The sequence below is a fragment of the Bacillus cereus group sp. MYBKT111-2 genome (genome assembly GCF_051915205.1).
GTDB lineage: Bacteria > Bacillota > Bacilli > Bacillales > Bacillaceae_G > Bacillus_A > Bacillus_A paranthracis.
In genome coordinates, this window is the sequence record NZ_JBQAEG010000004.1 from 485,640 (window position 1) to 511,444 (window position 25,805).

Consider the following 25,805-nt stretch of genomic DNA (forward strand, 5'->3'; position numbering starts at 1 on the left):
TGAACACTCCCTTATGAATTTGTTGTTTTTACTTCTTCAGTTACTTTCTGGTCGTCTTTCTTTACATCTTCTAGATTCGTTTCTCCAATCGGTTTATCAGACACTCTCTCAACAAAGCGAAGAGAGACAACTTTATTATCAATTACGAGCTGTACATCGTTATTTTCTGCAAGGCGAACTGTCTCTACTTGACCAGTTACTTTTTTACCGTCACCGTCAATACCTCTTACGTACTTCCCTAAAAACTTCATCCCACCATCAAGCGCTGTTGAATACATCGTTGATTGCAGTTTATCTACCGCTTTCGTCATATTCTGTACTTGTTCCATAAGAGATAATTGTGCTGTCTGATTCATCATTTGATTCATATCCATCGCATTAAATGGATCTTGGTGCTGGAAACTCGATAAAAACAATTTCAGAAAATCATCTTTTCCCATTACTCCAGGAGTTTTTTGTTCTCCTGCTGATACTCCATTCATTTGCCCTACTGCCGGTTGTGCACCGTTAACAGGTGCGTTCCTATTCTGCGCTCCTGCTTGCAACGGAATATGATTTGTACTCGTTGTATTTAATCCAACTGTTGGCACGCTTTATTCCTCCAATAATCCCGCAAATTCTTTTGATTCTTGTTTCTCATGTTTCGTACTTGCTAATTGCTGCTTTTGCCTTTGCTCTTGTTCTCGCTGTTCTTTACGATTTTCATCTTTATCTGAATAGCTAATTTGAATATTAATTTCTTTTTCTTTTAACTTCAGTCTCAATTCATCAAAAATGATTTCAACACGTTTCTTCGCATCGTGTTTTTCCATTTCCACATGAACATCAATTTGATCTCCATGTTTTTTCATAAACACTGTCAATGTACCAAGTTTTTCTGGATTTAGCTGGAATAAAACACGCTCTTGTTTCACTACAAACTTTTGCAAGGCTTCTACTTGTGCTTCCATTTTCTTTCCTAAGTCAGGCAATGAAACTTTCTCAGCGCCACTATTTGATTTCCCTATGTGATCGGTACTTATCGCTTTATTTAATAACTCTGCACCGGCAGAATTCGAATCGTTGAATACATCACCTTCTGGCAACTCTACCTTGACATCTTCGCTCTCAGCTTTCAGAAGATCTCCATCTAAGTCTTTGAACTCTTCCTGTTGCTTTGCAATATTACAAGCTTCTTTTTCTACAACGTTCAATATTTGCATCATTTGCTCTAGCATCTTCACTTTGTCTAATGCCATTTGCATTGTATCTTCTAAACATATAGCATTTTTGATATTCATATTAGAAATGAGTTCTTGTAATTGTTGTAATTCACCTGCGGGTAATTCGTTAAGTTTTATATTTCCATATTCTTTATATAGCTCTTGTATTTTTTGTATGTATTGATATAACAATTCTGGCTGCACACGTAATTGCTCAATTGCAACCATTTGCTCAGATACAGCTAACAATAACTGTTCTGTCTCTTTTTTTTCTTCTTTCTTTACATTAGGCTCTTCTTTCGTTGCCGATTTTTTAGAAAGAATGTTTTCTTTTCTATCCCCTGGTGCATTTTCTTGCTTTGTTTTCTCCGTTTTCGGCTGCTTTTTGTTTTCCATTCTCATCGCACGATCGAATGAAGAATCTTCACTTTTAGATTGTACTTCTAGCCCTTTTTCTTTTTGCGGAGGTAAACTTTGTTGCACCGGTAATACAGACTGTATCACTACATTCACCTCATCCATTCATACACATTTTCAAATCAAGAAGCATTTTTTCTTCCTGCTTTTCTCGTATTTTCGCAAGCTTTCTACAATCTTCTTGATACATCTCATCAATGACACGTTCTTTTTCTTTTACTTGTTCTAAAAGGCTTTCATTTTTTCGAATAAAATCCTCTGTTTTTTTAATTTTCCGATTCCATTCTTCTATTCTTTCAGGTGAAAACGTATGTGACGAAAGCATGCCAGCCATTATACGTTGCCCAGCTTGTACAACTTTACTACGCGATTTTACAACATATAAATCATATTCTTTTTTTTGTTCTATTTTTCTTTTTTCAGCTGTTAATTCATACACTTCTTTCAAAATCTGTTCTTTTTCTTGATTTATTTGCAATTTGATCGTGTCGTACTGCTGCTTATCCACCTGTTTTCATAGCCCCTTCCTATTATAACGTTCTCTTTTTCTATTATATAGTTTTTTTCCAAAAAAATCTGTGAAATATTAAAAAACAAAAAAATAAGACCTGCGAAGCGCAAGGTCTTATACTATATGGTGCATTGCTTCAACAATATCGTTAAATTGGAAACTATCAGATCGACCTTGTTTTAAAAACGTATTTATACCTTCTACTTTATTTTTACATTCAAAAATATAAGCATTTTCTGTATTTTCTTGAATCGTTCCTAATTTGAAATACAATTCATTTTCTTTATAAATAGATAAAATTTTTCGCATTTCATTTGCCAGTTGCCAATGAGTTGGCGACACGATTTCTTCCATAATCCGACTTACTGAGTCTAGCACTGAAATAGCAGGATAATGACTGAGCGTTGCAAGTTCACGTTTTAATACAATATGTCCATCTAAAATACCACGTGCTAAATCCGGTACAGGACCGTTTAAATCGTCTCCATCAACGAGTACAGTATAAATACCTGTTATAGACCCCTTTTGCGTTTTTCCAGATCGCTCTAACAGCTTCTTCATATAACTTTCCATTAAAAGTGTTTTACCACCAATCGGTAACTCTTTAACTGCAATATCAACACTTCTACGCGCGTCAGCAAAACGTGTGACAGAGTCCATCATAAGTAATACGTTATTGCCTTCGTCTCGGAAGTATTCAGCAATAGATGTTGCAAGCTTAGCTGCACGAAGCTGCATAAGGTGACTTTCATCTGACGTCGCTACGACAACGACGCTTTTCCTCATACCTTCCTCGCCTAATTCTTTTCGAATAAAATCTTTTACTTCCCGGCCACGTTCTCCTACTAAACTAATAACGTTAATATCCGCTTTTGCGTTTTTTGCAATCATTCCAAGTAAAGTAGATTTACCAACACCTGACCCAGCAAAAATACCAATCTTTTGACCGATACCAATTGTTAGCATTGAATCAATTGATTTTATTCCCGTTTCAAATACTTCAGTAATCTCTTCACGTTCAAATGCATGAATCGGCGGAGCATCTAATTTTATTTTTTGTAATGGAATGTTTTCAGCATTCTCATTTAACACTTCACCATTTGCACTTAACACTTTTCCAAGTAAATGTTTGCCACGAGGTACAGCAACATCTTCTGCAATTAATGTAACTGAATCTCCGTAACATACTCTTTCTGTTTGTTCAAATGGAAGTAACATATTGTTTTCTTTCTCAATCGCAATTACTTCACATAAAACATTATGTTCCCCAACGAAGCAAACATCTCCAATTTTTGCTTTCGGTCCTTTCGCTACGAAAAACTGTTCTTGTACACTATGAACTTTACCGACTTTCGTATAGAACGGCGTTTCAATAAACGTATTCCATTTACTATGTTCGATTATGAGCTGGTTGTTCATACATTTTGCTCCTCAAATAATTTCTCTTCTTCCCATTTTTGACGAAGTTTCGCAAATATAGGTGCAAATTTAAATTCAAAGAACTCTTTCTCTTCTTCCAGAACAAATTCACCAAACTGTAAGGAAAAATCATATTTCCATTCTACTAATTGTAGTAGCCAATACTCTTTCGTATTTTCCTTCTCTTCTTGAATACGTTCAAATGTTTCTGGATGTACTGTAATGACTAGTTTTTCAAACGAAGTGGGCAATGTTTGAACAATACCAGTTAAAATAGGTAATACATCAAGTAATCGCGAATCTACTGCTTGGTTCACAATTTTTTCTGCTAGTTGGAAAGATTGATCCCATAATAATTCTGTCCATTCGTATGCTGTTTCTTGTTGCTCTTTTTGAAACTGCAAACGTGCAGATTCTATCTGTTCCATTTGCTGCTGAACATGCATTTGAAATTGTTCCTTATCTTGCAATAGCTGTTGACGCTCTCGTTCTAACACTTGCTGCTCTTGCCTTAGTTGGTGCATTTCAATATGTAACGATTCTTGCTGTGCACGAAGCTCTTCATGATCTACTTGTATTTCTTCTTCAGCGTAAACTGGTATTGGTTTTGGAAATTGTAATTCATACGTTTCTTCAGAAAAAGAAACAGAATTCTTCGGAATTCTGTTTTTAAATAAGGACATCATCTTCACCTCTTTGAATGATAATTCTTCCTTCTTTCTCTAGCTTTTTCACCGCACCTGTAATCATTTGCTGCGCTTTCTCAGCATCTGTCATCTTAAGTGGTCCTAAGCCATCTAATTCTTCCAGAATCATCTCTTTACGGTTTGAAGACATACATGTAAATAATTTCTCTTTAATTTCTTCTTTTGCAATTTTAAGCGCTTTTGCAATGACACCGTTATCTGTAATTTCCTCTAACACACGGCGAAGCGCAAGATCTTCAAGACCAAGTAAGTCTTCAAAGACAAACATATTTTCTTTAATTCTCTCAGATAACTCATAATCAACTTCATCGAGCTTTTGAAAGACTGTTTTTTCAACGCCTCGTGAAACGTTATTTAAAATGTTCACGATTGTTTTCAAGCCATCTGTTTTATTAATTGCACTAAATGCCATATTATTTAATTTCGCTTTTAATAGCTCACCAATTTGATTAATGAGTTCACCGTCAACTTGTTCTAGTTTCGCAATACCCATTACCGTTTCTACTCGCTTATGATCTGGCAATCTCTCAATTAATTGAGAAGCAAGTTGCGGTTTAATGTAAGAAGCGATAATTGCAATTGTTTGTGGTGATTCATCATTAAGCACTGTAAGAAGTGGCTCTAAATCTGTAAGTGAATTTAAGAATTCAAATGGATTATCCTTGTTGTACCAAAGGTCTTCCAATAATTTTTCAAGCTCGTCTTCTGGCATATTTTTAAATATGCGACGAATGTACTCTTTATCTGGAGTGACTAAGTTCAATTCTTTTACATTTAGTTCATATAAGAACTCCCCTAGCACATTCTCTAACGTTTCTGGTTTATATACACGAAACTTCGCGATTTCACGAAGCAACACTTCTTTTTCCTCAGCCGTCATATATTCAATGACTTTTGCTGCCACCTCTTCATCTAATGTACGAATGAGGATGGCAGCTTTTTCTTTGGAGGAGATTTCATCTAACATCGTTGTTCCTCCCTTACTGTCCGTTTAACCATTTTTTAATTACTTTTGCAGTACCTTCTACATGTTCTTTCGTAGCATCCTGCACTTGTTCATCTAACGTTGGTTCTTTCGGTTGTTCTGGCTCTGGTTTTGGCTCTGGTACTATTTTCTCTTCCGGAATTTCCATAATACTTTCACTACTTGCAGCAACTTCCTCTTCTGCTAAGTATTCTTCATATTCCTCTTCTTCTTTCTTTCTCTTACGTCTAGCTAAGAAGAACCATATTAGACCAAAGAGCGCTAATAAGCCACCTGTAATACCACCGATTAACCACCAGTTTATACCACTTTCTTCTGGTTCTTTCTTCTTCTCTTCTTTCGGCTGATCAAACTGAACAGTTACAACGTTAACTTGACCATTTGTAAAGTTCCCATTTGGATCAGCTTGAAGTCCAGCTGCTGTACCAATCGCTTCTTTGAAAGTCGTCATATCAATTCTTCGTTTTACTAACGTATCATTATCCACCCATACAACAACATTTGTTTTCGTTAACTCTGGGTGTTTCTTAATCGTTTCAACTGTTTTATCTATTTCATAGTTTTCGATTTTGTTACTATTGTTATTCTCATAGACGACCTTACCGTCTTGATTATTGTTCGTACCGTAATTTGGCACTTCACCGTTCGCTGTAATCCCCGCACTCGGCTTCGCATTATCTTGTGCCGTCGATCGCTCTTCTTGCTCTTGTTTACTACGCAACACACCTTTATCGCCATATTTTTCAGATTGACGTGTAACTTCATCGTAGTTTACAGATACTTTCGTATTCACTTTATATTCATTCGGCTTAAACATCGTCATTAATGTTGCATCGATATCTTGCTTTAATTTCCCTTCAATTTGGTGCTGCATCTCTACTTCTTTCTCATAAGAAGAGGAACTAGTAGCATGCGCTTCATCTGCCCCTTTTGAGATAACACCTTTTTTGCTATCAATAACACTTACTTCTTCTGCTTTTACACCAGGAACTGCTGCACTGATCATTTGCTGTACACCCGCAACTTGATCAGCCGTTAATAGTTGACCACGCTTTACACCAACCGTAATTGCGGCTGTTCCTTTTGCTTTTTCTTCATCAAAAATTGTTTCTTTTTCAGGTAATGTAATTTGAACATTTGCCGTTTCAACTGTCGCAAAGTTTCTTACAATGTCTTGCTCTAATTGCTTTTTCGTACCGACAATTTGCTTCATTTTTTTATCTTGCTCACTTGAACCGAGCGAGCTTTCTAATAAAATTTCCTCACCGCTTTTTGAGTTAAACGGTAAGCCCATTCCATTCATTTCTTTTCGAACCCATGGAGCATCATTTTTTTGCACACGAATCGAACCATCGGTTGCTAATTGGTAATCGACACCTAGCTTCGATAATTCTGCTGTAATCTCTTGCTTGTCTGCATCATTTAAATTTTGATATACAACAACATATTTATCTGGCAAGGTGAAGTATAAAAGTGCTCCTGTTACAATTGCTAAAAGCGCAGCACCAATGACTAACTTATGCCACGTTTTTAACGATTGGAAAACATTTTTTAACTTTTCCATTTAAACACACCCGTCCATTTTCCTAAATTTGCATATTAATTAGTGACTTATAATTTTCAATAAGATTATCACGTACAAGAGCAGCCGTTTTCATTTGAGACTCAGCTTTCTTTTGCTGAATTAAAACGTCATGTGTTTCTCCTACTCCTTTTGTTAATAAATCATATACAGCTGTTTGCGCATTGTTTTGTGTTTGATTCATATCTTCCAATAAATCGATAAACTTCTTCCCCTCGACTACAGATGTTTGTGTATTTTTCGGTGCACCAATTGACTGAATCGCGCCAAATGGCTGTGTATGTAACATTGGTTGGATTTTCATCTTCCCATATTCCCCCTTTATCCTCGGCCGATTTCTAAATCTTTATCCAGCATTTTTTTATTCGCATTTAATACACTTGTATTTGCTTCGTACATTTTTTGAGCAACCATTACATTCGTCATTTCAGCAGTCACATCAACATTCGGATAACGTACATATCCTTCTTCATTTGCATGCGGATGCGTCGGATCATACACTAAGTTTTCAGTTTTGTCTGCCTCAATACTTTTTATTTTCACCCCGTTAGTCGGTGCACTGTCTAACATATTCGCAAAACTATTATTTGATTCAAGCACTACACTACGGCGCTCATACAAATCCGCCCCCGGAGCTGCCGTTGTATTTGCATTTACAATATTATTTGAAGTAACTTCCATCCATTTTCTCGCTGTTGTTAGCCCTGATCCACTTGCATTAATTGCCTGAAACATCGTTGTCTCTCCTTCTACTATTAACGTCCGCGAGCTGCTTGGTTAATTGCATATTGTGTATTAATTGCATTAATTGAGATCCCATACAATTGGTTTGCTTTCATTAAATCTAGCATTTCTGTCGTTACATCCACACTATTTCCATCTTTATTCGTTTGCATTGACTTCGTTTGAATCTTTGCATATGTATTTTTCGCATTTACTGTCGGTAAGTGCATTTCATTCGTTTGATATAAATCTGCATTAGTTTTTAAATCCGCAGTATTACTCTTATATAATGCACTACTTTTATTCATTTGCTCAGCAAATGTAACGTCTTGTGCTTTATAGCCAGGTGTATTCGCATTTGCAATATTACTAGAAACAGCATTTCGTTTCGTCACTAAATAATTCATATAATGGCTTACATCAGTTACTAAATCTGGCATACTCCACACCCTTCCTTTTTAACTTATCATTTTGGCATAATAATCCACTGATGGAAGTTTCACTTCATTATTTAATTTCTTATATGTATTTATTAAAATATTAACTATTATGTACCCTTACATATTTTATTCCATTTTTACATTGTTGTCTTTAGAAAAATACAAAAATATAAAAAAGAATACAAAAAAACTGTATACGCGTAGTAATCTATATACTATTTGAACATATTTACGACTAGCTGTAGATTATTTTTATATTATTTAGATTACTTCTATTTTTTACAGTCATAAAATGAAACCTCAATCAGCGGAACTCTTTATTTACATGAAGGAATGGACCCCCTTGTAATAAGGGGGATCCGTTTCCACACTTTATAATTAATATTTACCGTAAAATGAATTGGCTTTCATTCGCCCATCATTTGTCATAATCATTTCTTCCAAAATCTTTTGCTTATCTCGAATATGCTGTGCTGCCTTAATAATAAATGGACTTACTTCTGCCGCAACTTGTGCGCGCGTTTCTTCATCCAATGTTATCATCCAGCGATTTAACATCGCACTCTTCTCAGCAAACTCTTCATCTGACACTTGCAATTCACCGATTTCATTAAAACAGCCGACAAATGCTCGATAAATATCATTGTTCATTTTCAAGCGCTCCGCGATAACCGTCTATTAAATCTTGTAACACTTTCACAATCGCATCAATATCTTTCGCTTCACGTGTTACTTTCATCGTTTGAATTTGAACGCCAATCCAATCATATAAACTATAAAGACTATCATATAAATCTTTCGTAATCTCAGGGTTTAATTGAAGCTTTAATTCTTCAAAAATACGTTCTAACTTCTCAAGAAGCGCATCTCCCTCTTGTAGTTTAAAAGTATGTAAAAGCTCTTCTAAATTACGAAACTCTACAATGCATCTTTCATAAATAAAAATTGTATTTTTAATCGGATTACTCGTCATAATATCATTTTGCATATAACGTTGCCATGCTTGCATACGATCACTTCCTCAACTTTCATTAATCATCACTTTTTTGTTTTGTCATTGCTTTAATTGTTTTTAATTGGCTATCTAGCGCCGCTAATGTACTTTCTAGCTTTTGATACTTCTTCACAATTTCATCTTGTTTTTGCAAGTTTTGTGCTTCAATATCTTTAATCTTTTTATCTAAATCACTTACACGTGAATCAATACTTTTTACTCGTTCTCCTACTACACCTTTATCACCAAATAATTTTTCAAGTGGTTCTTCCATCATTTTTCCTATACCATTTGAACTAAAGAAGAACTGCTTCGCTGCATCCGGATTATCTTTTAACGCCTTAGTTAATTTTTCATCGTCCACTTGCATTGTTCCGTCTTGTTTTAATTGAATACCATACGTGAACAAATAGTTACCGTCCTTTGAAAACGTGACAACATTATTCATCATTTGACGTACACTTTGCATAACTGCTTGTCCTTGAAAAGCACCATTTTTCCCATCGAAAATATCAACTGTACCTACAGCTTTATTGTAATCAGCAACCATTTTTTTAATTAAATTAGCTGCATCTGTTACATTTGAATCACTAACTGTAAACTTTAAATCTATACCTTTTTGGTCTGCAGCTTTTGTATCTGTACCCGTTTCACCACTAGGCTTATTATCAACAATTGGATCTGTTACTTTTAAAAGCTCAATCTTTACACCAGGAAGTGTTTCAATTGTGTTGCTTGCGCTTTTTTCTTCAATACCATTAATACTATATATTGCATCTAACGCTTCATTAATTGTATTTAATTTCATTTCCGTTTTTGGCAAGCCTGTTTCTGTTTCTGTTTCTTTAACTTCCACCTCTGAATAAAACAACTCTGTTAGTACGTTAGGTGGTGTCTGTTGTAAATTAATAGCGTGCGCTTCCCCTTCTTTCGTAGAAGACATGAAGATTTTTTTACCAAGTGTATATGCTGATACGCCATAATCTCCATCATTAATTTTAGTAATTAAATCTTTATATGTCATATCAGTTGTTACTTTAAGTTCTTTTTCACCTAGTTTTATCGTTTCATTTCTAGGAAGCTTGTCATCTAATTTAATTTCTTTAGATGCGATTTGATGACGCTGTGCAAGTTGATTAATTTTTATATTAAATGTCCCTGCAATAGCTCCACCATCTGCTTTTATGTTAATATAGCCATCTTGTGATGTCGTTACTTTTTTCTCATTCCCTTTAAAAGCCGCTAAGTTTTTAAAGGTTTGCGTGAAAGAACTAAATTCCGATTTTAAACTTGTATATAATAGTTTATCTTGAGAAAGTTGGTTTTTTTCATTTGAATACGGTGTTTTTCTCATATCTAACGCATTCATTTCTAATTCAACGAAGTTAGAAGTATCGATCATATTATTTCCGAGATTCCAAATCTGTTGTCTACCGCCAATACCTGTTATCGTTCCTGCCATATTTCTCACTCCTTATTCTTTACATGTAGTCTAAAATACTCGTTTTACTCATCGTACTAACTGCTTTAAGCGTCGCTTCATACGTCGCATTTATGTAAGCTAACTCTGAAATGGCTGCTGCTAAATCAACATCTTCAATTTCTTTACGGTTTTCTTGAAGCGCTAAGTTTTGCTCACTTAAAATCGTCTTAAACGTATCTACAGTGTTCATTGTTGATCCTACTTCTGTTGTACGGTTAATAACACTGTCTAAGTTTTTCTTATTTTCTTCTAAAAACGGTTGTAACGCTTTTTGATCACCGCTTTGCAAAGCATCTTTCATTTTTACTAACGTTTGAATAACAGGGGTTAATAAATCTTCACCTTTACGAAATGCTTTAATTTCATAACCATCATTTAGCTTCCACATTACATCTTTTTCGCCACCTTGGTATGTCCCATCATCCGCAAATGGAGGTTTCTCTGCACTATTTCCACCAAAAAGATAACGACCTTGCTCTTTCGTATTTGCTAAATAAACGACTTGTTTTAGAAGTTGATCCACTTCTGCTCCAATTGCTTTTAATTCTTTTTCACTATTCGTGCCATTTAACGCTTGTATCGTTAACTGATCCACCCTCGTTAAAGATTTCGCAATACCTTGCAATGTATTTTCTGTTTGACTTAGCATATTTCTAGAATCCGCTATATCTTTTTGCATTTGTTCAATATTCGCCAATGAATGTTGAATCGCAAATGATTTACTTGCTGCAAGTGGATCTTCACTCATAAGAAGATTTTTCTTCCCTGAAGTTACTTGATTTCTATGGTATTGCTGTTGGGCATTCAAATCCATTAACTGGTTCTTTGCCCAGTTTGCATTTTGAAATGTAGATACTCTCATTTCTATCTCCTCCTTTATCTATTGAAAATTGATTGGAAGCTGAAACCGGAACTATACTCCGCTGGCTCTTTCTTCAAACATAAAAGAAAAAGGTTTTGCTTTTACCTCTCATTCATCGTTATACAAAAGGTGCTACAAAGCGTTCCATTCTCAAATCTAGGTCGTTTCCTCTTCTACTTTATCTGGCACCCGCTCCATATCTCTGGTCTCACACCGATAGGTCCTCTATTAGGCACTGACCGCTTCTACACTCTGCTGGCCCTCTCTTCAAACATAAAAGAAAAAGCTTTTGTTTTTACCTCTCATTATCTAATAATTGAAAACAGACTATCAAACACTTCATTCATTGTAGTAATAGCTTTAGAATTCGCAACGAAGTATTTTTGGAAGGCCATTAAATTAACCATTTCTTCTTCCATATTCACGCCTTCGATACTCATTTTTTCTTGCTGAATACCATCCAATAAATCGCCATGAATACTTTGATAAGCATTCACTGCACTTTTGTCAGAAGCTATTCCAACTATGAATTGGTCTAATGCTTGTTTATAAGAAAGTCCCTCTTTATAATCTCCATCTGTAATTCCTGCCAGTTTATTTGCTGTTTCAGCAGATATTTTCATTTTCGAAACATCTTGTGCAAATTCCGGATTTAATTTCATCTCTTGCGCATAATCTCCAACGAAGAAATCTTTTCCCATCACTGTATTCACTTGGTTTTTCACTGAACTCATTAAATCTTCAAGATTTTTCTTATATCCTGCAATCTTCGCTTTCGTATCTATCGCAGATTGAATTGCACCACTAGTTAAAGGAATTTCCGAACCATAAATTTCAACAGACATTGGTTCTTTTTCTTTATTTAATTGAATTGGATATGCATCTTGTCCATTGACTGTTAAAACACCATTCATTCTAACACTTGCGATATTAGGATTCATAGATTCATAAGATACTTCTATATTTGCATACTTAGACATCTCTGTAACGATACGATCACGTTCGTCTAAAAGTTGATTTGGTACTTGTGTACCAGCTTGCCCGATTTTTTTATTTGCTTCTGCTAAACTAGCCGCAAGACGATTAAATTCATTAACATGCGCTTCAATATCTTCGGTCGTCTGGATTTCCGCTGTAGCTAAATTCTTTGCAAGACGATTTACCTGACTTGTGAATTTCCCCGTTTCAGCAATTAATGTATCATAGTAATTTGATTGCTCCGGATTTTTTGCAACTTCACGGAAAGCATTAAAGAAACCGTCCATTAAACTAGATAACGAATTCTTTCCAGTCACACCTACCATAGACTCTACTCTTGATAAATTAGAATTCATATATGCATAATAAGAGAACTGTGACAATTGATCATTATATTGCTTCGTTTTCACTTCATCCGTAATACGATCAACACCTAATACTTGTACACCGTAACCAATTCTTTGTGCTGGTATATGGCCATTACCCGCTCCAGCAGAGGTAATATTCACTGCTTGACGTACATACCCAGGAGTATGAATGTTAGATAAGTTTTGCTTTGTTGTTTGTAACCCCATTTGGGCCGCTAACATACCCGATAACGGGGTATTATAATCAGATAATCTCATAATGCTTCACTTCCCCTTTACAATAGTTCGTTCATAAAGATTTGCGAATTATTGTTTCGTTCTAAGTTATATTCAGAAACTGAATCCACAATACTTTCTGTAGTTTTTAATAGTACGTTTAAGTAATATTGATTTTTCAAAAGAAGCATTTTTACATTTTCTTCTAATCCAATTAAGTTTTTTTGTATTTTTTCCATTTTCTCAATTTCTTCTTGAGAAAAATGCGAAAATAACGCACTTACGCGAAATGATTCCACTCCCTGTTCTTTACAAAACTGAACAACCATTTCTTCAAATGATCTCGATAATTGTTTTAAACCTTCAATGTACTGCAATTGCTCTGCTTGTAACTTTTGAACTGCATTTACATTTTTATTTTTTAAATTCTCATATATTTGTTCTCCAAGCGTTTGAATGTTTTCATATGCTTTTTGAATAATAACGAGCTTTTCATATAATTGTATATACATATAGCTTCCTTCCCTTTTACAAGACTAAATTTACAATTAAACCGTGGATTTCTCCAATTTGATTTAACATTTCTAAATGTCCCGTTTTTGTATTAATTAAGTTCATAACATCTTCTAACTCATTCAATCCCATTTCCGCCTGCTTTACAATCGTCATTTTCTGTGAATAGCCATAACGCGGATGACGAGACATGACATCTTTATATTGCAATACATTATCAACGTAAAAATTCAAAAATGATTTTACTGTATTTTTGTATTCCATTACGTTATCAAGTGTTAATTCCATTTCGATTTTTTCTTTAATTTCTCCAATATTATCAACAAACGCTTCCATTTGTTCTAACAACTTATCTTTTTTCGGATCTGCATGCAAATTATCCGAAAATGCAAGTCCAGTCCTGACATTTGCTTCTTTCGGCATTTGAGTAGCAGGCGGTATATGCGATAAGATTGGATTATGCGAGATTGAACGCAGCATATATATCACCTATTTATTTTTTTATTTCTTCCAAAAGTTAATCGTAAAATCTAGTTATTTATAATTATACTCTGAACACTAATATTTTGCAGTTATTTTTTATAGAAGATATGTTACAATTTAGCATGAGGTGGCACAATTCTATGAATATTTTTCTTTGTGGTTCAAATCAATTAACAGCATTAGATCAAGAAGAAATTAAAAAATTTTTAACTGACTATGCTCACAAACATAAAATTTACATATTATGTTATAAATCTATTGAAAATGAGGTACTTCGTTTTTTCGTTGAAAACGAAAGGCTCGCTCAAAATTTATGCCTTTACACGCTCCAACCGTTACAAGCAGTAACAGATGAATTCCAAGAAATCGTAGATTATTTAAAATCACACGGAGCCGAGTATGTTGCTTTTGATCATCCTTCCGACTCTATTTATCGATCTGATTATATGTTTTTTGTGAAACAAATTATTGAAGATACCGATTTAGTTCTCTGTTTTTATAACGGAGACAAACATACATCTGTCATTCCCGTTGACATTGCAAAAGAAGCTGGGATTGATGCTGTCATTTATGATTTACCAGGTTTACATGAAAAACAAATGAAAAAAAGCTTTGAACAAAAAATTCGTATAATGTAAAGGGGGCGGCACAATATCGTTATTGTGCCCATTGTAAATATGATAATTGAACAAGATTATGATCATTTTATCACGAGTTTTAAACAACAATTCAATATGGATATCGCTTCGTATAAACAAGATAGGATGCGCCGTAGAATCGATGCTTTTATTTCAAGAAAAGGTTTTGAAAACTACACTACATTTTTAAGTACTTTACGTGTTGATCAAAACTTATTTTTAAGTTTTATTGACTATATTACAATTAACGTTTCAGAGTTTTTTAGAAATAAAGAACGTTGGCAAACGTTAGAATCGAAAGCACTGCCAAAATTACTCGAACAAAATAACGGAAAATTAAAAGTATGGAGTGCCGCTTGCGCTGCTGGTGAAGAACCATATACACTCTCTTTAATTTTATCGAAACATCTCTCTCCATTTCGCTATGAAATACTAGCAACGGATCTTGATTTTCATATTTTAGAGAGTGCAAAACGTGGTCAATATACGGAACGTTCTTTGAAAGAATTACCTAGCGATTTGAAAGAACGTCATTTCACAAAAGAAGATGATATATATTCATTACATCAAAATATTAAGCAACACGTCACGTTTAAACAGCATGACCTATTAATGCAATCGTTCGATACAAATTACGATTTAATTGTTTGTCGTAATGTAATGATCTATTTCACAGAAGAAGCAAGAGTCAAGCTGTATGAAAAGTTTAGCCGTTCTTTACGAAAAGGCGGTGTGCTATTTGTCGGTAGCACAGAGCAAATTTTAACACCTGAACGATTCAATCTTCAGCGTTTTGATACATTCTTTTATGAAAAAATATAGAAAAAAGCAGGATTATTGCACCCTGCTTTTTTGTATTTATTTACTAAAATCATAACAAAGAATTGCGTGATTCCGTTCATTTTTTATATAACTCGAATTAAAATAATACAAGCAACCCATATAAAGAGAAAAAGAAACGTCATAGACCATTTATGTTCTTGCACCGTTTGTTTCAATGCCTGTGATAATTGTGTCATATTCATTTCTGCAAGTGCTCTCCATACACTTGCATCCCGCTCTTTAGCTGTGCGATCCGTGACGCTAATTAAAATGGTTTCGTTAGACAATTTCGTGATATACGCAGTAATAACCGTTACCATTAAATTTATATTTCCTTCTGACGAGTCACTCTCCACGCTAGAGAGGAGTGCACTTACATCTAATAACGGAATGTGTACCTTTCTACCAAATGATAGTTGTACTTCAGCGAAATCATACGTTCCATCTAATAAAGGCAGTTCTTTTATATGCGCCTGTTTCACAAGCCCTTGTAAGCTTCTCATTACTTGTTCAAATATTTTATCTGTTTGCTTTCCTTCTCCAGATAATGTATGTAACTTTTTAAAGAGTTGTAATACTGTATCCATCTCTTTAGAAAGCATTTCCTTCATAACCTTTCCATCACCTAAACTCGCAAGTAAAATCCCTATTTCGTTATTTTTCGAAATAATTTTAGACTGTCCAGTAAACACTAGATTGCTATACTTTCGTTCTTTCTGGATTTCATGTTCTGAAATAGCTGCAGGCTGTTTTAATGGTTGTAGCGTCTTATTTTCAATTGTCGTACGTTTAATTTCCATTTAAGCGCCTCCACTATGATGAAATTAATTAGCCCCATTCTTTATTGCTCTTTAAAACTAAAAATAGTACGAATAAACCTGACATAATAGCAAATACATTAGAAGCTTGTATTCCATGGTCACTTTTAGTTTCTTTCTTATCTTCTGGCTCTTCTTTTTTTTCTTTCTTCTTCAAAATGACTTGATTGTTATTATCTTTATCTTTTTGAGCCTTCGTATTATTTACTTCCTTGTTGTCTGTGAGAGGCTCTTTTATAACATAAGTAATTTTTTCTTTCTCTTTCAATGGTTCTTTTATAAGGTCGTTTACTTTCTCTTCTTTTTTCGGAATTTGAACAACTGGCTGTTTTTCTTCCTGAAGCGGGATTTCTACTTTCGTGTCTTCCTGCTTCTCAGTTTCTTTCTTATCTTCTAGTTTATTTTCTAATTTATCTTCGTTCTCTTGTTCTTCTGTCTTTTTATCCTCTTCTGTTTTTTGTTCCAAAACAGAAACGACATACTCACTTTCTTCAACGAGTTTATTTCCAGCCGCATCTACTACCTCTACAAGTAGCTCGTATGTCCCATTTGATAGTGCATCCGTTATTTCAAATACTTTTTGCCATTCCATGTCGCGCTTATTGTAATCTAATAAAAATGTAATCTCTTTATTTTCTTTTCCTTTTAATGTAACACGAACTTCTTTCACAACCGATTCCACGTCTGCCGCCTTCACTCTTACACGTATAGAATCGCCTCGTTTTCGTTCGATTACATTCTCCTTCGCCTCGTCAATAGTGACTTTATGCAACTTCGGCATCTCTTTATCTATTGTTGGCGTTTCATTATTTATACGAATAAGTGGGACTTTCACTTCATTTTCTATCAGCTCTTCTTTCTCATTTTCTTTAAAACTTTGAATAAGCTGAAGGTTCCAATTACCTTGCAAATCAAAAATCCCGACCTTATAGTTAGCAATCCATCGCTTCGTCTCTTCTTCATAGTCAAAAGGTATCATTCTTTCTTGCTCATACAGATTACTGTTTTTTGGCAAACGCAACATACCTTTTATACTTTGAATATTTGTCTCTTTTGGCTCTACAATAATCCGTATTTCTTCGCCAACTTTTAATTCTCGCTTATTTATTGTAATAATCCCTTGATCCGTCTCTATCTTTTTTTCGGTTTCTTGCTCATTCTTTACTTCTTGTTGTTCCTCTTTATCTTGCTTTATTTCCACTTGTTCTGGCTGTTCTTGAACTTCCTTATTCTCTTCTTGTACATCCACTTCATTTATATTTTGTTCTGGCACATTTTGCTCTTCCGCCTGACTTTGCAGTGGGAAGAGCAAGCACACATGTATGCATAGCCAGCAAATTAGAAAAAACTTTACGCTTTTCATCTACTATTTCAACGCCTTATAGTGATTTTGTCACTTTTACTCCGAAAAATCCATCTACATTTACAAGTTCACCATACGCCACCAATACATCATTTACATAAATTCGAATTGGTTCATCAATATCTTCATCTAATACAACGGCTTCATTTTCTTGTAAACTTAATATATCTTGAATCGTTTTCACTGTACTTCCAAATACAAATTTCACATTCATTTCTACATTTTGTAGAATAGATGTATCCATATACACTGGCTCAATTTGTTTCACTTCTTTAAATTCAATAGGTTGTACAACAGGTTCTACAACCTCTTCTTCCATTTCTTCCTCTGCAATCTCTTCTTCTGCTTCCACCATTGGATATAGCAGTCGTCTTACCATTTCTTTCGCTTCTGAAATCGGTAAAATTTGATACATTTTCGATTGAAGCAAGTCGCCAATTTCAAGGTTGAACGTAATTTGAACGAGTTCATCCACTTCCATTGACTCTCCCAAATATTCCATTTCTTCTTTTAACGTGACAAATTTGACGTCTGGCGGCGTCATGTCCATCTTCTCTTTAAACATTTCTGACATCGCTGTTGCCGCATGCCCCATCATTTGGTTCATGATTTCTTTAATACCGCTCAGCTCTAATTCACTAAGCTCTTTCTCTGGATCAATCTCCCCTGTTCCCATCATCATTAAATCTACCATTGTCAAAGCAACATCTTTCGTAAATACGAATACGTTCTCATTCTTTAAACCTTCAACAAAATCGACATTTAAAATCACAAAGGGAACCGGTACACCGTCATAATGACGCACATTAATCGCTTCTACATTGGGTGTACTAATCGTAACCGGCTGATTTAAAAGCGTTGATAATACCGTTGAGGCTGAACCGATGGAAATGTTGGCAATTTCCCCAAGTACATCTTTCTCCTCTTGCGTTAACTGCTCTTTTTCAACATGTTCTTCTACAATCTCGGCTTCCGCTACTTCTGCTGGCTCGTCTTGCTCTTCTACGCCACCAGATAATTGTAGTAATTTATTTATCATTTGTTTCGCATGTTCAACTGAAACAATTTGTACGAGTTTAGAGTTTACAAGATTATCTATTTTAAGGTCAAACGACACTTTCACAATCGTGTTATTTCCAGTTATTCCAGAGATTTTCTCCATCTCTTCTAATAACTTTACAACTTTAATTGTCGGTGGTGACATGTCTACTGTATCTTGGAAGAATTCCGACATAGACGTCGCTGCGAATCCCATCATCTGGTTCATCGCTTCTTGTACAGCACTTAGCTCTAATTCGCCAAGTTCTTTTCCCTCTTCCACTTCACCTGTCCCCATCATCATTAAATCAGCAATAGATAAAGCAACATCTTGTTGAAGGACAAGTAGATTTTCCATATCTAATCCTTTTGTAAAATGAATATTTAATACAACATGAGGAACCTCAACATCACTTGTATCGTATAAATCCACTAACTCTACATGAGGAGCAGTTATACTTACTTGCCTATTTAAAATCGTTGATAATACTGTCGAAGCAGAGCCAAATGATATATTTGCAATTTCGCCAAGAATATCACATTCTTGAGGCGTTAAAAGCTCCTTTTCTTTTTCTAGCACAATTGTGCTCGTATCCCCTTTTGTGTGTTGCTCAGGCATTTTCCCTGCCTCCTCATTTTTGTTTTTCTATTAAATAAATACACTCATTACATTTTAACAAATTTATTACGTAAATCGTGAACATGTATTTATTTCCTGTTATATATTAGTATGTAATTAACCAAAAAGCTCCCCAATTGTATACAAGTGGGGAGCTTTCCTTCATTCCTATTATAAACCTTCTGGGTTTAAAATGAGGACCACTCGTCCATCGCCGAGAATCGTCGCGCCAGAGAAATAGTTCGAACTCTCTGCAAAGAAATCGCCTAATGACTTTAAGACAATTTCTCTTTGGCCGATAATTGTGTTTACAATAAGTCCATAGCTACGATGTGTATTACGAACAATTAACACAGGAACCATTTGACTTTCATATGATTCAAATGCCTCATCTACTGATTTTTCACCAAATACAGTACTCAAATGCTTCACTTCAATAATTTGATCACGATAGTTTAACACGTCTTTTCCTTGTAAGGTTTGGATGTCTTCTCTCTTAATACGAATCGCTTCAACAATGTTACCAAGAGGTAGAGCATAACGTTTATCATTCGTTTGAACAAGCATAGATTGAATAATGGACAACGTTAATGGAAGTTCAATTCTAAATGTACTTCCCTTTCCTTCTTCTGAATCAATAATTAAATGTCCACCTAAACTATGGATTGTATGTTTTACAACATCTAATCCAACCCCGCGCCCTGAAAGATCCGATACTACTTCTGCTGTACTAAATCCTGGTTGGAAAATGAGATCAAACACTTCACGATCCGTTAATTTATTTGCCTCAGATTCTGTTACAACACCATTTTTAATCGCTTTTTCTAATACTTTCCCTTTATGAATTCCATTTCCATCATCCGTAATTTGAATTACGACATGATTTCCACTATGGAACGCTTCTAATTTAATTGTACCCGTCTCATTTTTCCCTGCATCACGACGTTTTTCAACAGTCTCAATACCATGATCAATTGCATTACGAATTAAATGAACGAGTGGATCACCGATTTCATCAATAACAATTTTATCAACTTCTGTATCTTCACCCGTAATTTGCAAATCGATTTTCTTCCCTAAATCTTTCGCTAACATACGCACCATACGCGGGAAACGATTAAAGACTGTTTCAATCGGCACCATACGCATGTTTAGAAGTACATTTTGAATATCTTTTGAAATATCGCCTAATCGATTTAAATGCTCAATTAATTCTTTGTTTTGAATTGCTTGTGCCAATTCATCTATGCGACCACGCTCAATTACACTCTCTTCAAACATGTTCATTAATCGTTCAATTTTCTCTAGCTGCACACGAATGGAACGATTCTCACCTTTAGCATTTTTCGTTTTTGCAGTGCTTTTAGTTGGCGTAGCACTTGCAGGTTGCTTCGTTGTCTCAATAGGTGCTTCCACCTGCGCAACTACAGACGACTGTATCATTTCTTCTACTCGCGTAGTTTCTTGCGTAGCAACCATCGAATCTACTTCCTGTAATGATTCTCCTTGTTTCACTACTACTTTCTCAATTTCAGAAACGTGAAGCACTACCTGTTTCACTTCTTCTTCACTACGATCCGTATTCATAAATACTGTAAACTCAAAACCGAAAGCATCCGCTTCGATTTCTTCAATACTAGGAACCGTTTTTTGTATATCGCCTATATTTTGCAGTGCTTCAATACACATAATGGCACGTACTGCTTTTAAAATAGCTTGCTGTTCAACGGTTATATGCACTTCATGCGAAACTGCATCATCATTGTTTATAGACTCTTGCTCTACATGTTCCATAGAAGTTTCTACATTTCCGTTCAATAACGCTTCTAATTTTTGCTTCGTTGCGACTACATCAATATTACCCATTCCGCCTTGCTGCACATCTGCAACCATTTTCTCTAAATTATCAATGCATTCAAAAATCACATCAATAATATCCGCACGTACTACTATATTCCCATGACGAATTTCATCTAAAACGTTTTCCATTTTATGCGTTAAATCCGCCATTTCCGTAAATTCCATACTCGCAGACATACCTTTGAACGTATGAGCTGAGCGGAATATTTCTCCCACTACATCCATATCTGTAGGATTCTGCTCTAAAATTAGCACATTTTCATTTAGCGACTGTAAATGTTCTTCCGACTCTTCAAAAAATATATTTAATAGATCTGTTTGCATTTTCATCCCCTACCTGTCTAACAAACATTTCATTTATGTATAACAATTTAGTGTTTTAAAATGAGAAAAAAGGGGCCACACATCTATCCGTTATCACTGTTTTGATTCCTTGTGGCACCCCTTTTATATTAGCTATTTGCTACTTTTGTTAAAGCTTCGATTACGCGATCTGCTTGGAATGGCTTTACAATAAAGTCTTTTGCCCCGCCCTTAATTGCATCTAATACCATACCTTGTTGTCCCATTGCTGAACAAATAACAACCTTTGCACTTGAATCAATTTTCATAATTTCTTTTAATGCTTCAAGTCCGTCCATTTCTGGCATAGTAATATCTAATGTTACAATATCAGGTTGAAGTTCTTTATATTTTTGAATTGCCTCCACTCCATTTTCCGCTTCTCCGATTACTTCAAATTCAGTATTACTTTTTAATAAGTTTTTAATCATTGTTCGCATGAACATCGCATCATCTACAACTAAAATTTTATGTGCCATTCTTTTTGATTCTCTCCTTCTATGTATAAATATATCTTAATATTTCACCTTATCATTCTCACTCATTATACAAAATAAAACGATAAAATTTAATATTTTTTTAAAAGAATTTCTTCATTTTAGTATTTTATTACTAAAATACTAAAATACTATTCTTTAATATAAATGACAACGCGACGGTTTTTCTCCCAATTTTGCGGTGAATCATTCGGTACAACTGGCTTTGTGTCTGCATATCCTACCGCAGCTAACCTTTTATCCTCCACATTATACACTTCAATTAAATGGTGGATCATATTAGCTGCTCGTGCTGAAGATAATTCCCAATTAGAAGGGAACTTTTCATTATGGATCGGTCTACTATCTGTATGCCCCTCCACAACAATTGAGTTTGGTACGGATTGAAAAAATCCGACTAATTTGCTAATAATTTCTTTTGCTTCAGGCTTAACGTTCGCATCACCTGTATCAAATATTAAATTATCTACTATAACAACGCTTACCCCTGTATCTTCTCGATATACATTCACTTGACTAATACCGTTATTATCTACATATGCTTTTAACTTTTTGTACAAGTCGTCCATTCGCTTTTTTGAGACCATTTTTTCATCATTTTTTTCATGTGAAATATCTGGTATAGTATTTTCCATTACTTTTGCATCAACTTGCTCCGTATCACTAAACTTTTCAAGCATCTTTGACAATTTTACTGCATCCTGCTTTGAAGTAGCAACTAGTAATACAAAGAAAGTTAATAATAACATCGTTAAATCTGTAAAAGTCGTCATCCAACGAGGCGATCCCTTTTGCGGTCGTTTTATCATCACCATACCACTCCTTGCAATATTAGGCTGCTCGTTTTACTTTTTTTATCTTTGTTTCGTATACATACGTATCGAGTTTTAACTTTAATTTAGACGGAATTTGTCCACGATACAATTCTGAAATTGCTTCAATAACAAACTTCTTCTCTGTATATAAATCTTCAATACCACGATACACTTTTTCAGCAAGAGGGATTGCAATCATATTTGCAAGTACTGATCCATACAATGTCGTTAACATCGCAACTGCCATCCCTGTACCAATTTGCGATGTGTCTTGCAAGTTTTGAAGCATAATGATAAGACCAATTAAAGTCCCTATCATACCCCAAGCCGGAGCGAAATCGCCAATTTTATCTAATAATACTGCCCCTTTTCTTAATTCATACACTTCCGTTTCAACATCTTTCATTAACACTTCTTTTAATTCATCTTCATCGTAACCACTTAACATTAATCGAATTCCTTTTTGAATAAAAGGATTGTCCACCTGCTCTCCATCAACCTCTAAAGAAAGCAAACCGTGTTTTTTAGATTTTTTTGAAAAATCAACAAACAAATCCGTTAACTGTTCTAAATCTTCTTCTTTTCTATGTAAAACAGTAAAAATACTTTTCGTATATTTTTTTATTTCTCCAAATCGATATGCCACAACAATTGTCGCAGTTGTTCCCCCTATGACAATTAAAATAGATGAAACATCTAAAAAGTTTTTAAAAGCTTTTATTCCGCCTCCACCAAGCATAATTGCCGCTATCACTATGGCAAAACCTACTAAAATGCCAAATGGGCTAGAAATGTCAAACTTCCTTTTTTTTCTTTCCGGTCTAGCAAATCCTTGATTTTCGTCTCCCATATTCCTGCCCTTTCCTTTTCATTTTTATAAAACATTTTTTTATTTTAATAATGCGTTTTCACATATAATGCTTATTATACGCTCATCATCTATTTATCGCAATATACTCATAAAATTGACACATTTCATTTCCATATTAGAATTATAGTATGGAAATACGAGGAGGATCACGATGGAACATAACATTTTACAAGTCATTGCACTAGCAGAAAAACTAAAATATGAAATGCGACATAGCTGGCTTTCTAACGGACGTCAAGAAAGTGTTGCTGAACATACGTGGCGCATGTCTCTAATGGCCATTTTAGTTGAACCTTATTTAGATCAGAAAGTAAACATTGAAAAATTACTTAAAATGGTTATTATTCACGATCTAGTGGAAGCAGAAGCTGGTGATATTCCTGCTTTTGATACAATGAATAGTCATGAATTACAATTACAAAAACAAATAAATGAACAAGAAGCAATTTCAAATATTAAACGAACATTAAAAGGTTCTCTCGGCGAGGAATTATATGATTTATGGATGGAGTTTGAAGCGAAAGAAACGTACGAAGCAAAAGTTGCTAACGCACTTGATAAACTTGAGGTAAAAATTCAGCATAACGAAGCTGATATTGATACGTGGCTGCCAATTGAGCATAAAATGACATTCCAAGTAGCAAAGCATACAAACTTTGATTCTTTCCTATCTAAATTACAAAAAATCATTGAGCAAGATGGTGAAAAAAAATTATTAGCTGCCGGCATTGACGTTGAAGCCTGCAAGCAATAATGAAATAAGACACTCAGTACGAGTGTCTTATTTCATTATTGTTGATACAGCCTGCTTGTAAATAAGTTGTTGTTTTCCATCAACTAACATTAAAACGGTAAATTTGTCTATTGCAACAACTTCTCCTACTATTCTAACGCCACTCTTTAAAAAAATTGTAACAATACCTTTTTCTTCTTTTATTTGTTTATATAGCTCTTCTTGTAAATGTTCCAAATATATCTCTCTCCTCTTTGTTGAATATCTTAATATAAAAAACTACAAATTATTTATTTATGTACTTTATCTTTCACATTCATAAACTTATTAATAAGTATATCTAAATCTCGGCTAAATAACAAAACTTTATCATGATCCAATCCATGTCTAGCAACAAGTTGAATTAGCTCTTTCTTTTTAGTTTCTATTTTATTTTGTAGTTGTCCCATCTCCATCTCTTCACTAAAACTCCCTTTTCCCATAATATTACTTGTAAAATTATAGTACAAATCCTCTCATAAAAAAATATAAAAATGGTTTTTTTTACAATTTTTATGTTTTTTTATGAACAAATCGCGAAATATATAACGATTTCTTCACATACACCTAGCTCCATATACAATCAAAATGACCATACAGGCATTTGTCTAATTACAAAAGAGACTGGCTCCTTTTCCATACGAAAAACATACTGTATACAGTAGTCCATGAATTATATAGATTAACTTACTCAAAAGGAGGAAAACATATGAGTTATGGTGGAAGTTGCGCTGGTTTCGGCGGTGGATTTGCTTTGCTTATCGTACTATTCATCCTTCTAATCATCATCGGATGTAGCTGTTGGGGTGGCGGCGGATACGGATACTAATATATCCTATCCTTAACAAATGAACGAAAAACTATAAGAAAACAGCTCATATTTGAGCTGTTTTTTCATACTTTCGTATGAAGTTATGTCCCTCCTTTTTCTGATTTCAACTCATAAAAAAACGTTTACTATGAAATAAGAAATATTTTTACTTAGGAGGATTACAATGATTAAAGGTCTTTACGAAGCACATTTACCCGTCCGCAACTTAGAGGTATCAATATCTTTTTATGAATCACTTGGACTGAAATTATATAAAAGAGGAGATGATATTGCTTTCTTTTGGATTAAAGAAAATGAAAGCTGGCTCGGCCTTTGGGAAGGTACAGAATATAAAGTGAATTATCATCCCTCTTTACGACACATCGCCTTTCAAGTAAGTTTACATGATTTAGAAAATGCGATTCATTGGCTAAATCAAAAAGGAATTTCAGCACGAAAAGACTTTGGAATGGAACCAATTGAACCAATTGTTTTTCCTGAATTAGCACATGCTGCTGTATACTTTAACGATCCTGATGGAAATAGTTTAGAATTGATTGCACAATTACCAGTTGGACTTCCTACAGGGGAGAAAGTGTATTTAAGTGAGTGGAAAAAACAAGTTCAAGCATCATTATTACATAAAGATTAATCTT

General features: G+C 34.6%; 31 protein-coding genes. 5 read left to right on the plus strand and 26 right to left on the minus strand.

The annotated features are described in order from the left end of the window. Positions 1-11 precede the first annotated feature (11 nt). The 17 genes from ACTFNE_RS14725 to ACTFNE_RS14805 form a co-directional block, all read right to left on the minus strand. Positions 12-590 carry a flagellar hook assembly protein FlgD gene (locus ACTFNE_RS14725; RefSeq protein ID WP_001143465.1) on the minus strand — a complete coding sequence of 193 codons (579 nt, stop codon included), beginning with the start codon at positions 588-590 and terminating at the stop codon, positions 12-14. 3 nt (positions 591-593) lie between these two features. Then, complete coding sequence (locus ACTFNE_RS14730) at positions 594-1,724, minus strand: flagellar hook-length control protein FliK (protein ID WP_270705583.1); 1,131 nt, start codon at positions 1,722-1,724, stop codon at positions 594-596. Beyond that, positions 1,717-2,127, minus strand: a complete 411-nt coding sequence (locus ACTFNE_RS14735) for a hypothetical protein (RefSeq protein WP_000360867.1) — start codon at positions 2,125-2,127, stop codon at positions 1,717-1,719. The genes ACTFNE_RS14730 and ACTFNE_RS14735 overlap by 8 nt, the downstream gene beginning before the upstream one ends. Before the next feature lie 117 nt (positions 2,128-2,244). After that, positions 2,245-3,549, minus strand: coding sequence for a flagellar protein export ATPase FliI (locus ACTFNE_RS14740; RefSeq protein WP_270705584.1), 1,305 nt, complete (start codon positions 3,547-3,549; stop codon positions 2,245-2,247). Next, positions 3,546-4,232, minus strand: coding sequence for a FliH/SctL family protein (locus ACTFNE_RS14745; RefSeq protein WP_103141645.1), 687 nt, complete (start codon positions 4,230-4,232; stop codon positions 3,546-3,548). Before ACTFNE_RS14745 ends, ACTFNE_RS14740 begins: the two co-directional genes overlap by 4 nt. Beyond that, positions 4,219-5,223: a flagellar motor switch protein FliG gene (gene fliG / locus ACTFNE_RS14750; RefSeq protein WP_270705585.1), complete on the minus strand. Its 1,005-nt coding sequence runs from the start codon at positions 5,221-5,223 to the stop codon at positions 4,219-4,221. Before fliG ends, ACTFNE_RS14745 begins: the two co-directional genes overlap by 14 nt. 13 nt (positions 5,224-5,236) lie before the next feature. After that, positions 5,237-6,805 (minus strand): flagellar M-ring protein FliF C-terminal domain-containing protein, encoded by a 1,569-nt coding sequence (locus ACTFNE_RS14755; RefSeq protein ID WP_270705587.1) that lies wholly within the window; start codon positions 6,803-6,805, stop codon positions 5,237-5,239. A gap of 22 nt (positions 6,806-6,827) precedes the next feature. Continuing rightward, on the minus strand, positions 6,828-7,127 hold the full coding sequence (gene fliE / locus ACTFNE_RS14760) for a flagellar hook-basal body complex protein FliE (RefSeq protein WP_000701666.1): 300 nt from the start codon (positions 7,125-7,127) through the stop codon (positions 6,828-6,830). Between the two features lie 17 nt (positions 7,128-7,144). Further along, positions 7,145-7,558, minus strand: a complete 414-nt coding sequence (flgC, locus tag ACTFNE_RS14765; protein ID WP_000484677.1) for a flagellar basal body rod protein FlgC — start codon at positions 7,556-7,558, stop codon at positions 7,145-7,147. Positions 7,559-7,578: 20 nt separating this feature from the next. Beyond that, on the minus strand, positions 7,579-7,986 hold the full coding sequence (gene flgB, locus ACTFNE_RS14770; protein WP_001113117.1) for a flagellar basal body rod protein FlgB: 408 nt from the start codon (positions 7,984-7,986) through the stop codon (positions 7,579-7,581). 378 nt (positions 7,987-8,364) lie between these two features. Beyond that, the gene (locus tag ACTFNE_RS14775; RefSeq protein WP_001058065.1) at positions 8,365-8,637 is read right to left on the minus strand and encodes a hypothetical protein; all 273 of its coding nucleotides are present in this window, start codon (positions 8,635-8,637) and stop codon (positions 8,365-8,367) included. Next, positions 8,627-8,995 carry a flagellar export chaperone FliS gene (locus ACTFNE_RS14780; RefSeq protein ID WP_270705588.1) on the minus strand — a complete coding sequence of 123 codons (369 nt, stop codon included), beginning with the start codon at positions 8,993-8,995 and terminating at the stop codon, positions 8,627-8,629. The genes ACTFNE_RS14775 and ACTFNE_RS14780 overlap by 11 nt, the downstream gene beginning before the upstream one ends. Positions 8,996-9,017: 22 nt before the next feature. Next, positions 9,018-10,442, minus strand: coding sequence for a flagellar hook-associated protein 2 (locus ACTFNE_RS14785; RefSeq protein WP_270705589.1), 1,425 nt, complete (start codon positions 10,440-10,442; stop codon positions 9,018-9,020). Between the two features lie 19 nt (positions 10,443-10,461). Then, complete coding sequence (locus ACTFNE_RS14790; RefSeq protein WP_270705590.1) at positions 10,462-11,325, minus strand: flagellar hook-associated protein 3; 864 nt, start codon at positions 11,323-11,325, stop codon at positions 10,462-10,464. A gap of 305 nt (positions 11,326-11,630) precedes the next feature. Further along, complete coding sequence (gene flgK / locus ACTFNE_RS14795; RefSeq protein ID WP_270705591.1) at positions 11,631-12,929, minus strand: flagellar hook-associated protein FlgK; 1,299 nt, start codon at positions 12,927-12,929, stop codon at positions 11,631-11,633. Positions 12,930-12,946: 17 nt separating this feature from the next. Continuing rightward, the gene (locus tag ACTFNE_RS14800) at positions 12,947-13,399 is read right to left on the minus strand and encodes a hypothetical protein (protein WP_061536777.1); all 453 of its coding nucleotides are present in this window, start codon (positions 13,397-13,399) and stop codon (positions 12,947-12,949) included. Between the two features lie 16 nt (positions 13,400-13,415). Next, positions 13,416-13,880 carry a YaaR family protein gene (locus tag ACTFNE_RS14805; RefSeq protein ID WP_000946323.1) on the minus strand — a complete coding sequence of 155 codons (465 nt, stop codon included), beginning with the start codon at positions 13,878-13,880 and terminating at the stop codon, positions 13,416-13,418. A gap of 143 nt (positions 13,881-14,023) precedes the next feature. Between ACTFNE_RS14805 and ACTFNE_RS14810 the strand changes: the two genes are divergently transcribed. Both ACTFNE_RS14810 and ACTFNE_RS14815 read left to right on the plus strand, forming a co-directional pair. Next, the gene (locus ACTFNE_RS14810) at positions 14,024-14,521 is read left to right on the plus strand and encodes a flagellar motor switch protein FliG (RefSeq protein WP_270705593.1); all 498 of its coding nucleotides are present in this window, start codon (positions 14,024-14,026) and stop codon (positions 14,519-14,521) included. Positions 14,522-14,560: 39 nt separating this feature from the next. Then, positions 14,561-15,343, plus strand: a complete 783-nt coding sequence (locus ACTFNE_RS14815; RefSeq protein ID WP_000582906.1) for a CheR family methyltransferase — start codon at positions 14,561-14,563, stop codon at positions 15,341-15,343. A gap of 83 nt (positions 15,344-15,426) precedes the next feature. Here the strand turns inward: ACTFNE_RS14815 and ACTFNE_RS14820 are convergent, their stop codons facing one another. From ACTFNE_RS14820 to ACTFNE_RS14850, 7 genes are all read right to left on the minus strand, one after another. Next, positions 15,427-16,143 carry a hypothetical protein gene (locus ACTFNE_RS14820; protein WP_048557456.1) on the minus strand — a complete coding sequence of 239 codons (717 nt, stop codon included), beginning with the start codon at positions 16,141-16,143 and terminating at the stop codon, positions 15,427-15,429. Positions 16,144-16,171: 28 nt separating this feature from the next. Next, positions 16,172-17,524, minus strand: coding sequence for a transglycosylase (locus ACTFNE_RS14825; RefSeq protein WP_270705595.1), 1,353 nt, complete (start codon positions 17,522-17,524; stop codon positions 16,172-16,174). Positions 17,525-17,540: 16 nt separating this feature from the next. Then, positions 17,541-19,181 carry a flagellar motor switch protein gene (locus ACTFNE_RS14830; protein WP_001114993.1) on the minus strand — a complete coding sequence of 547 codons (1,641 nt, stop codon included), beginning with the start codon at positions 19,179-19,181 and terminating at the stop codon, positions 17,541-17,543. A 171-nt stretch (positions 19,182-19,352) separates the two neighbouring features. Next, the gene (locus ACTFNE_RS14835) at positions 19,353-21,365 is read right to left on the minus strand and encodes a chemotaxis protein CheA (RefSeq protein ID WP_270705596.1); all 2,013 of its coding nucleotides are present in this window, start codon (positions 21,363-21,365) and stop codon (positions 19,353-19,355) included. A gap of 128 nt (positions 21,366-21,493) precedes the next feature. Next, positions 21,494-21,862 carry a response regulator gene (locus ACTFNE_RS14840; RefSeq protein ID WP_098267313.1) on the minus strand — a complete coding sequence of 123 codons (369 nt, stop codon included), beginning with the start codon at positions 21,860-21,862 and terminating at the stop codon, positions 21,494-21,496. A 149-nt stretch (positions 21,863-22,011) separates the two neighbouring features. Continuing rightward, complete coding sequence (locus tag ACTFNE_RS14845; RefSeq protein WP_000596046.1) at positions 22,012-22,689, minus strand: OmpA family protein; 678 nt, start codon at positions 22,687-22,689, stop codon at positions 22,012-22,014. A gap of 22 nt (positions 22,690-22,711) precedes the next feature. Then, positions 22,712-23,545 (minus strand): flagellar motor protein MotP, encoded by an 834-nt coding sequence (locus tag ACTFNE_RS14850; protein WP_000502135.1) that lies wholly within the window; start codon positions 23,543-23,545, stop codon positions 22,712-22,714. 172 nt (positions 23,546-23,717) lie between these two features. Here ACTFNE_RS14850 and ACTFNE_RS14855 point away from each other — a divergent pair, with 172 nt between their 5' ends. After that, positions 23,718-24,320, plus strand: a complete 603-nt coding sequence (locus ACTFNE_RS14855; RefSeq protein WP_000400760.1) for an HD domain-containing protein — start codon at positions 23,718-23,720, stop codon at positions 24,318-24,320. 27 nt (positions 24,321-24,347) lie between these two features. Here the strand turns inward: ACTFNE_RS14855 and hfq are convergent, their stop codons facing one another. Together hfq and ACTFNE_RS14865 are read right to left on the minus strand one after the other, a co-directional pair. Then, positions 24,348-24,536, minus strand: a complete 189-nt coding sequence (hfq, locus tag ACTFNE_RS14860) for an RNA chaperone Hfq (protein WP_000400661.1) — start codon at positions 24,534-24,536, stop codon at positions 24,348-24,350. 53 nt (positions 24,537-24,589) lie between these two features. After that, complete coding sequence (locus tag ACTFNE_RS14865; RefSeq protein WP_002091864.1) at positions 24,590-24,808, minus strand: aspartyl-phosphate phosphatase Spo0E family protein; 219 nt, start codon at positions 24,806-24,808, stop codon at positions 24,590-24,592. 239 nt (positions 24,809-25,047) lie between these two features. Between ACTFNE_RS14865 and ACTFNE_RS14870 the strand changes: the two genes are divergently transcribed. After that, a complete protein-coding gene (locus tag ACTFNE_RS14870; RefSeq protein WP_000120179.1) occupies positions 25,048-25,167 on the plus strand; it encodes a YjcZ family sporulation protein in 120 nt (39 codons plus the stop codon). A 166-nt stretch (positions 25,168-25,333) separates the two neighbouring features. Further along, positions 25,334-25,801 (plus strand): VOC family protein, encoded by a 468-nt coding sequence (locus ACTFNE_RS14875; RefSeq protein WP_046197306.1) that lies wholly within the window; start codon positions 25,334-25,336, stop codon positions 25,799-25,801. Positions 25,802-25,805 lie beyond the last annotated feature (4 nt).

Bases quoted from the DNA above. Each gene is read 5' to 3' on its own strand.
- ACTFNE_RS14730 (WP_270705583.1), bottom strand. From the start codon at position 1,724: ATGGATGAGGTGAATGTAGTGATACAGTCTGTATTACCGGTGCAACAA.
- ACTFNE_RS14740 (WP_270705584.1), bottom strand. From the start codon at position 3,549: ATGAACAACCAGCTCATAATCGAACATAGTAAATGGAATACGTTTATT.
- ACTFNE_RS14745 (WP_103141645.1), bottom strand. From the start codon at position 4,232: ATGTCCTTATTTAAAAACAGAATTCCGAAGAATTCTGTTTCTTTTTCT.
- fliG (WP_270705585.1), bottom strand. From the start codon at position 5,223: ATGTTAGATGAAATCTCCTCCAAAGAAAAAGCTGCCATCCTCATTCGT.
- ACTFNE_RS14755 (WP_270705587.1), bottom strand. From the start codon at position 6,805: ATGGAAAAGTTAAAAAATGTTTTCCAATCGTTAAAAACGTGGCATAAG.
- fliE (WP_000701666.1), bottom strand. From the start codon at position 7,127: ATGAAAATCCAACCAATGTTACATACACAGCCATTTGGCGCGATTCAG.
- flgC (WP_000484677.1), bottom strand. From the start codon at position 7,558: ATGTTTCAGGCAATTAATGCAAGTGGATCAGGGCTAACAACAGCGAGA.
- flgB (WP_001113117.1), bottom strand. From the start codon at position 7,986: ATGCCAGATTTAGTAACTGATGTAAGCCATTATATGAATTATTTAGTG.
- ACTFNE_RS14775 (WP_001058065.1), bottom strand. From the start codon at position 8,637: ATGAACAATGATATTTATCGAGCATTTGTCGGCTGTTTTAATGAAATC.
- ACTFNE_RS14780 (WP_270705588.1), bottom strand. From the start codon at position 8,995: ATGCAAGCATGGCAACGTTATATGCAAAATGATATTATGACGAGTAAT.
- ACTFNE_RS14785 (WP_270705589.1), bottom strand. From the start codon at position 10,442: ATGGCAGGAACGATAACAGGTATTGGCGGTAGACAACAGATTTGGAAT.
- ACTFNE_RS14790 (WP_270705590.1), bottom strand. From the start codon at position 11,325: ATGAGAGTATCTACATTTCAAAATGCAAACTGGGCAAAGAACCAGTTA.
- flgK (WP_270705591.1), bottom strand. From the start codon at position 12,929: ATGAGATTATCTGATTATAATACCCCGTTATCGGGTATGTTAGCGGCC.
- ACTFNE_RS14800 (WP_061536777.1), bottom strand. From the start codon at position 13,399: ATGTATATACAATTATATGAAAAGCTCGTTATTATTCAAAAAGCATAT.
- ACTFNE_RS14805 (WP_000946323.1), bottom strand. From the start codon at position 13,880: ATGCTGCGTTCAATCTCGCATAATCCAATCTTATCGCATATACCGCCT.
- ACTFNE_RS14810 (WP_270705593.1), top strand. From the start codon at position 14,024: ATGAATATTTTTCTTTGTGGTTCAAATCAATTAACAGCATTAGATCAA.
- ACTFNE_RS14815 (WP_000582906.1), top strand. From the start codon at position 14,561: ATGATAATTGAACAAGATTATGATCATTTTATCACGAGTTTTAAACAA.
- ACTFNE_RS14820 (WP_048557456.1), bottom strand. From the start codon at position 16,143: ATGGAAATTAAACGTACGACAATTGAAAATAAGACGCTACAACCATTA.
- ACTFNE_RS14825 (WP_270705595.1), bottom strand. From the start codon at position 17,524: ATGAAAAGCGTAAAGTTTTTTCTAATTTGCTGGCTATGCATACATGTG.
- ACTFNE_RS14830 (WP_001114993.1), bottom strand. From the start codon at position 19,181: ATGCCTGAGCAACACACAAAAGGGGATACGAGCACAATTGTGCTAGAA.
- ACTFNE_RS14835 (WP_270705596.1), bottom strand. From the start codon at position 21,365: ATGCAAACAGATCTATTAAATATATTTTTTGAAGAGTCGGAAGAACAT.
- ACTFNE_RS14840 (WP_098267313.1), bottom strand. From the start codon at position 21,862: ATGGCACATAAAATTTTAGTTGTAGATGATGCGATGTTCATGCGAACA.
- ACTFNE_RS14845 (WP_000596046.1), bottom strand. From the start codon at position 22,689: ATGATAAAACGACCGCAAAAGGGATCGCCTCGTTGGATGACGACTTTT.
- ACTFNE_RS14850 (WP_000502135.1), bottom strand. From the start codon at position 23,545: ATGGGAGACGAAAATCAAGGATTTGCTAGACCGGAAAGAAAAAAAAGG.
- ACTFNE_RS14855 (WP_000400760.1), top strand. From the start codon at position 23,718: ATGGAACATAACATTTTACAAGTCATTGCACTAGCAGAAAAACTAAAA.
- ACTFNE_RS14870 (WP_000120179.1), top strand. From the start codon at position 25,048: ATGAGTTATGGTGGAAGTTGCGCTGGTTTCGGCGGTGGATTTGCTTTG.
- ACTFNE_RS14875 (WP_046197306.1), top strand. From the start codon at position 25,334: ATGATTAAAGGTCTTTACGAAGCACATTTACCCGTCCGCAACTTAGAG.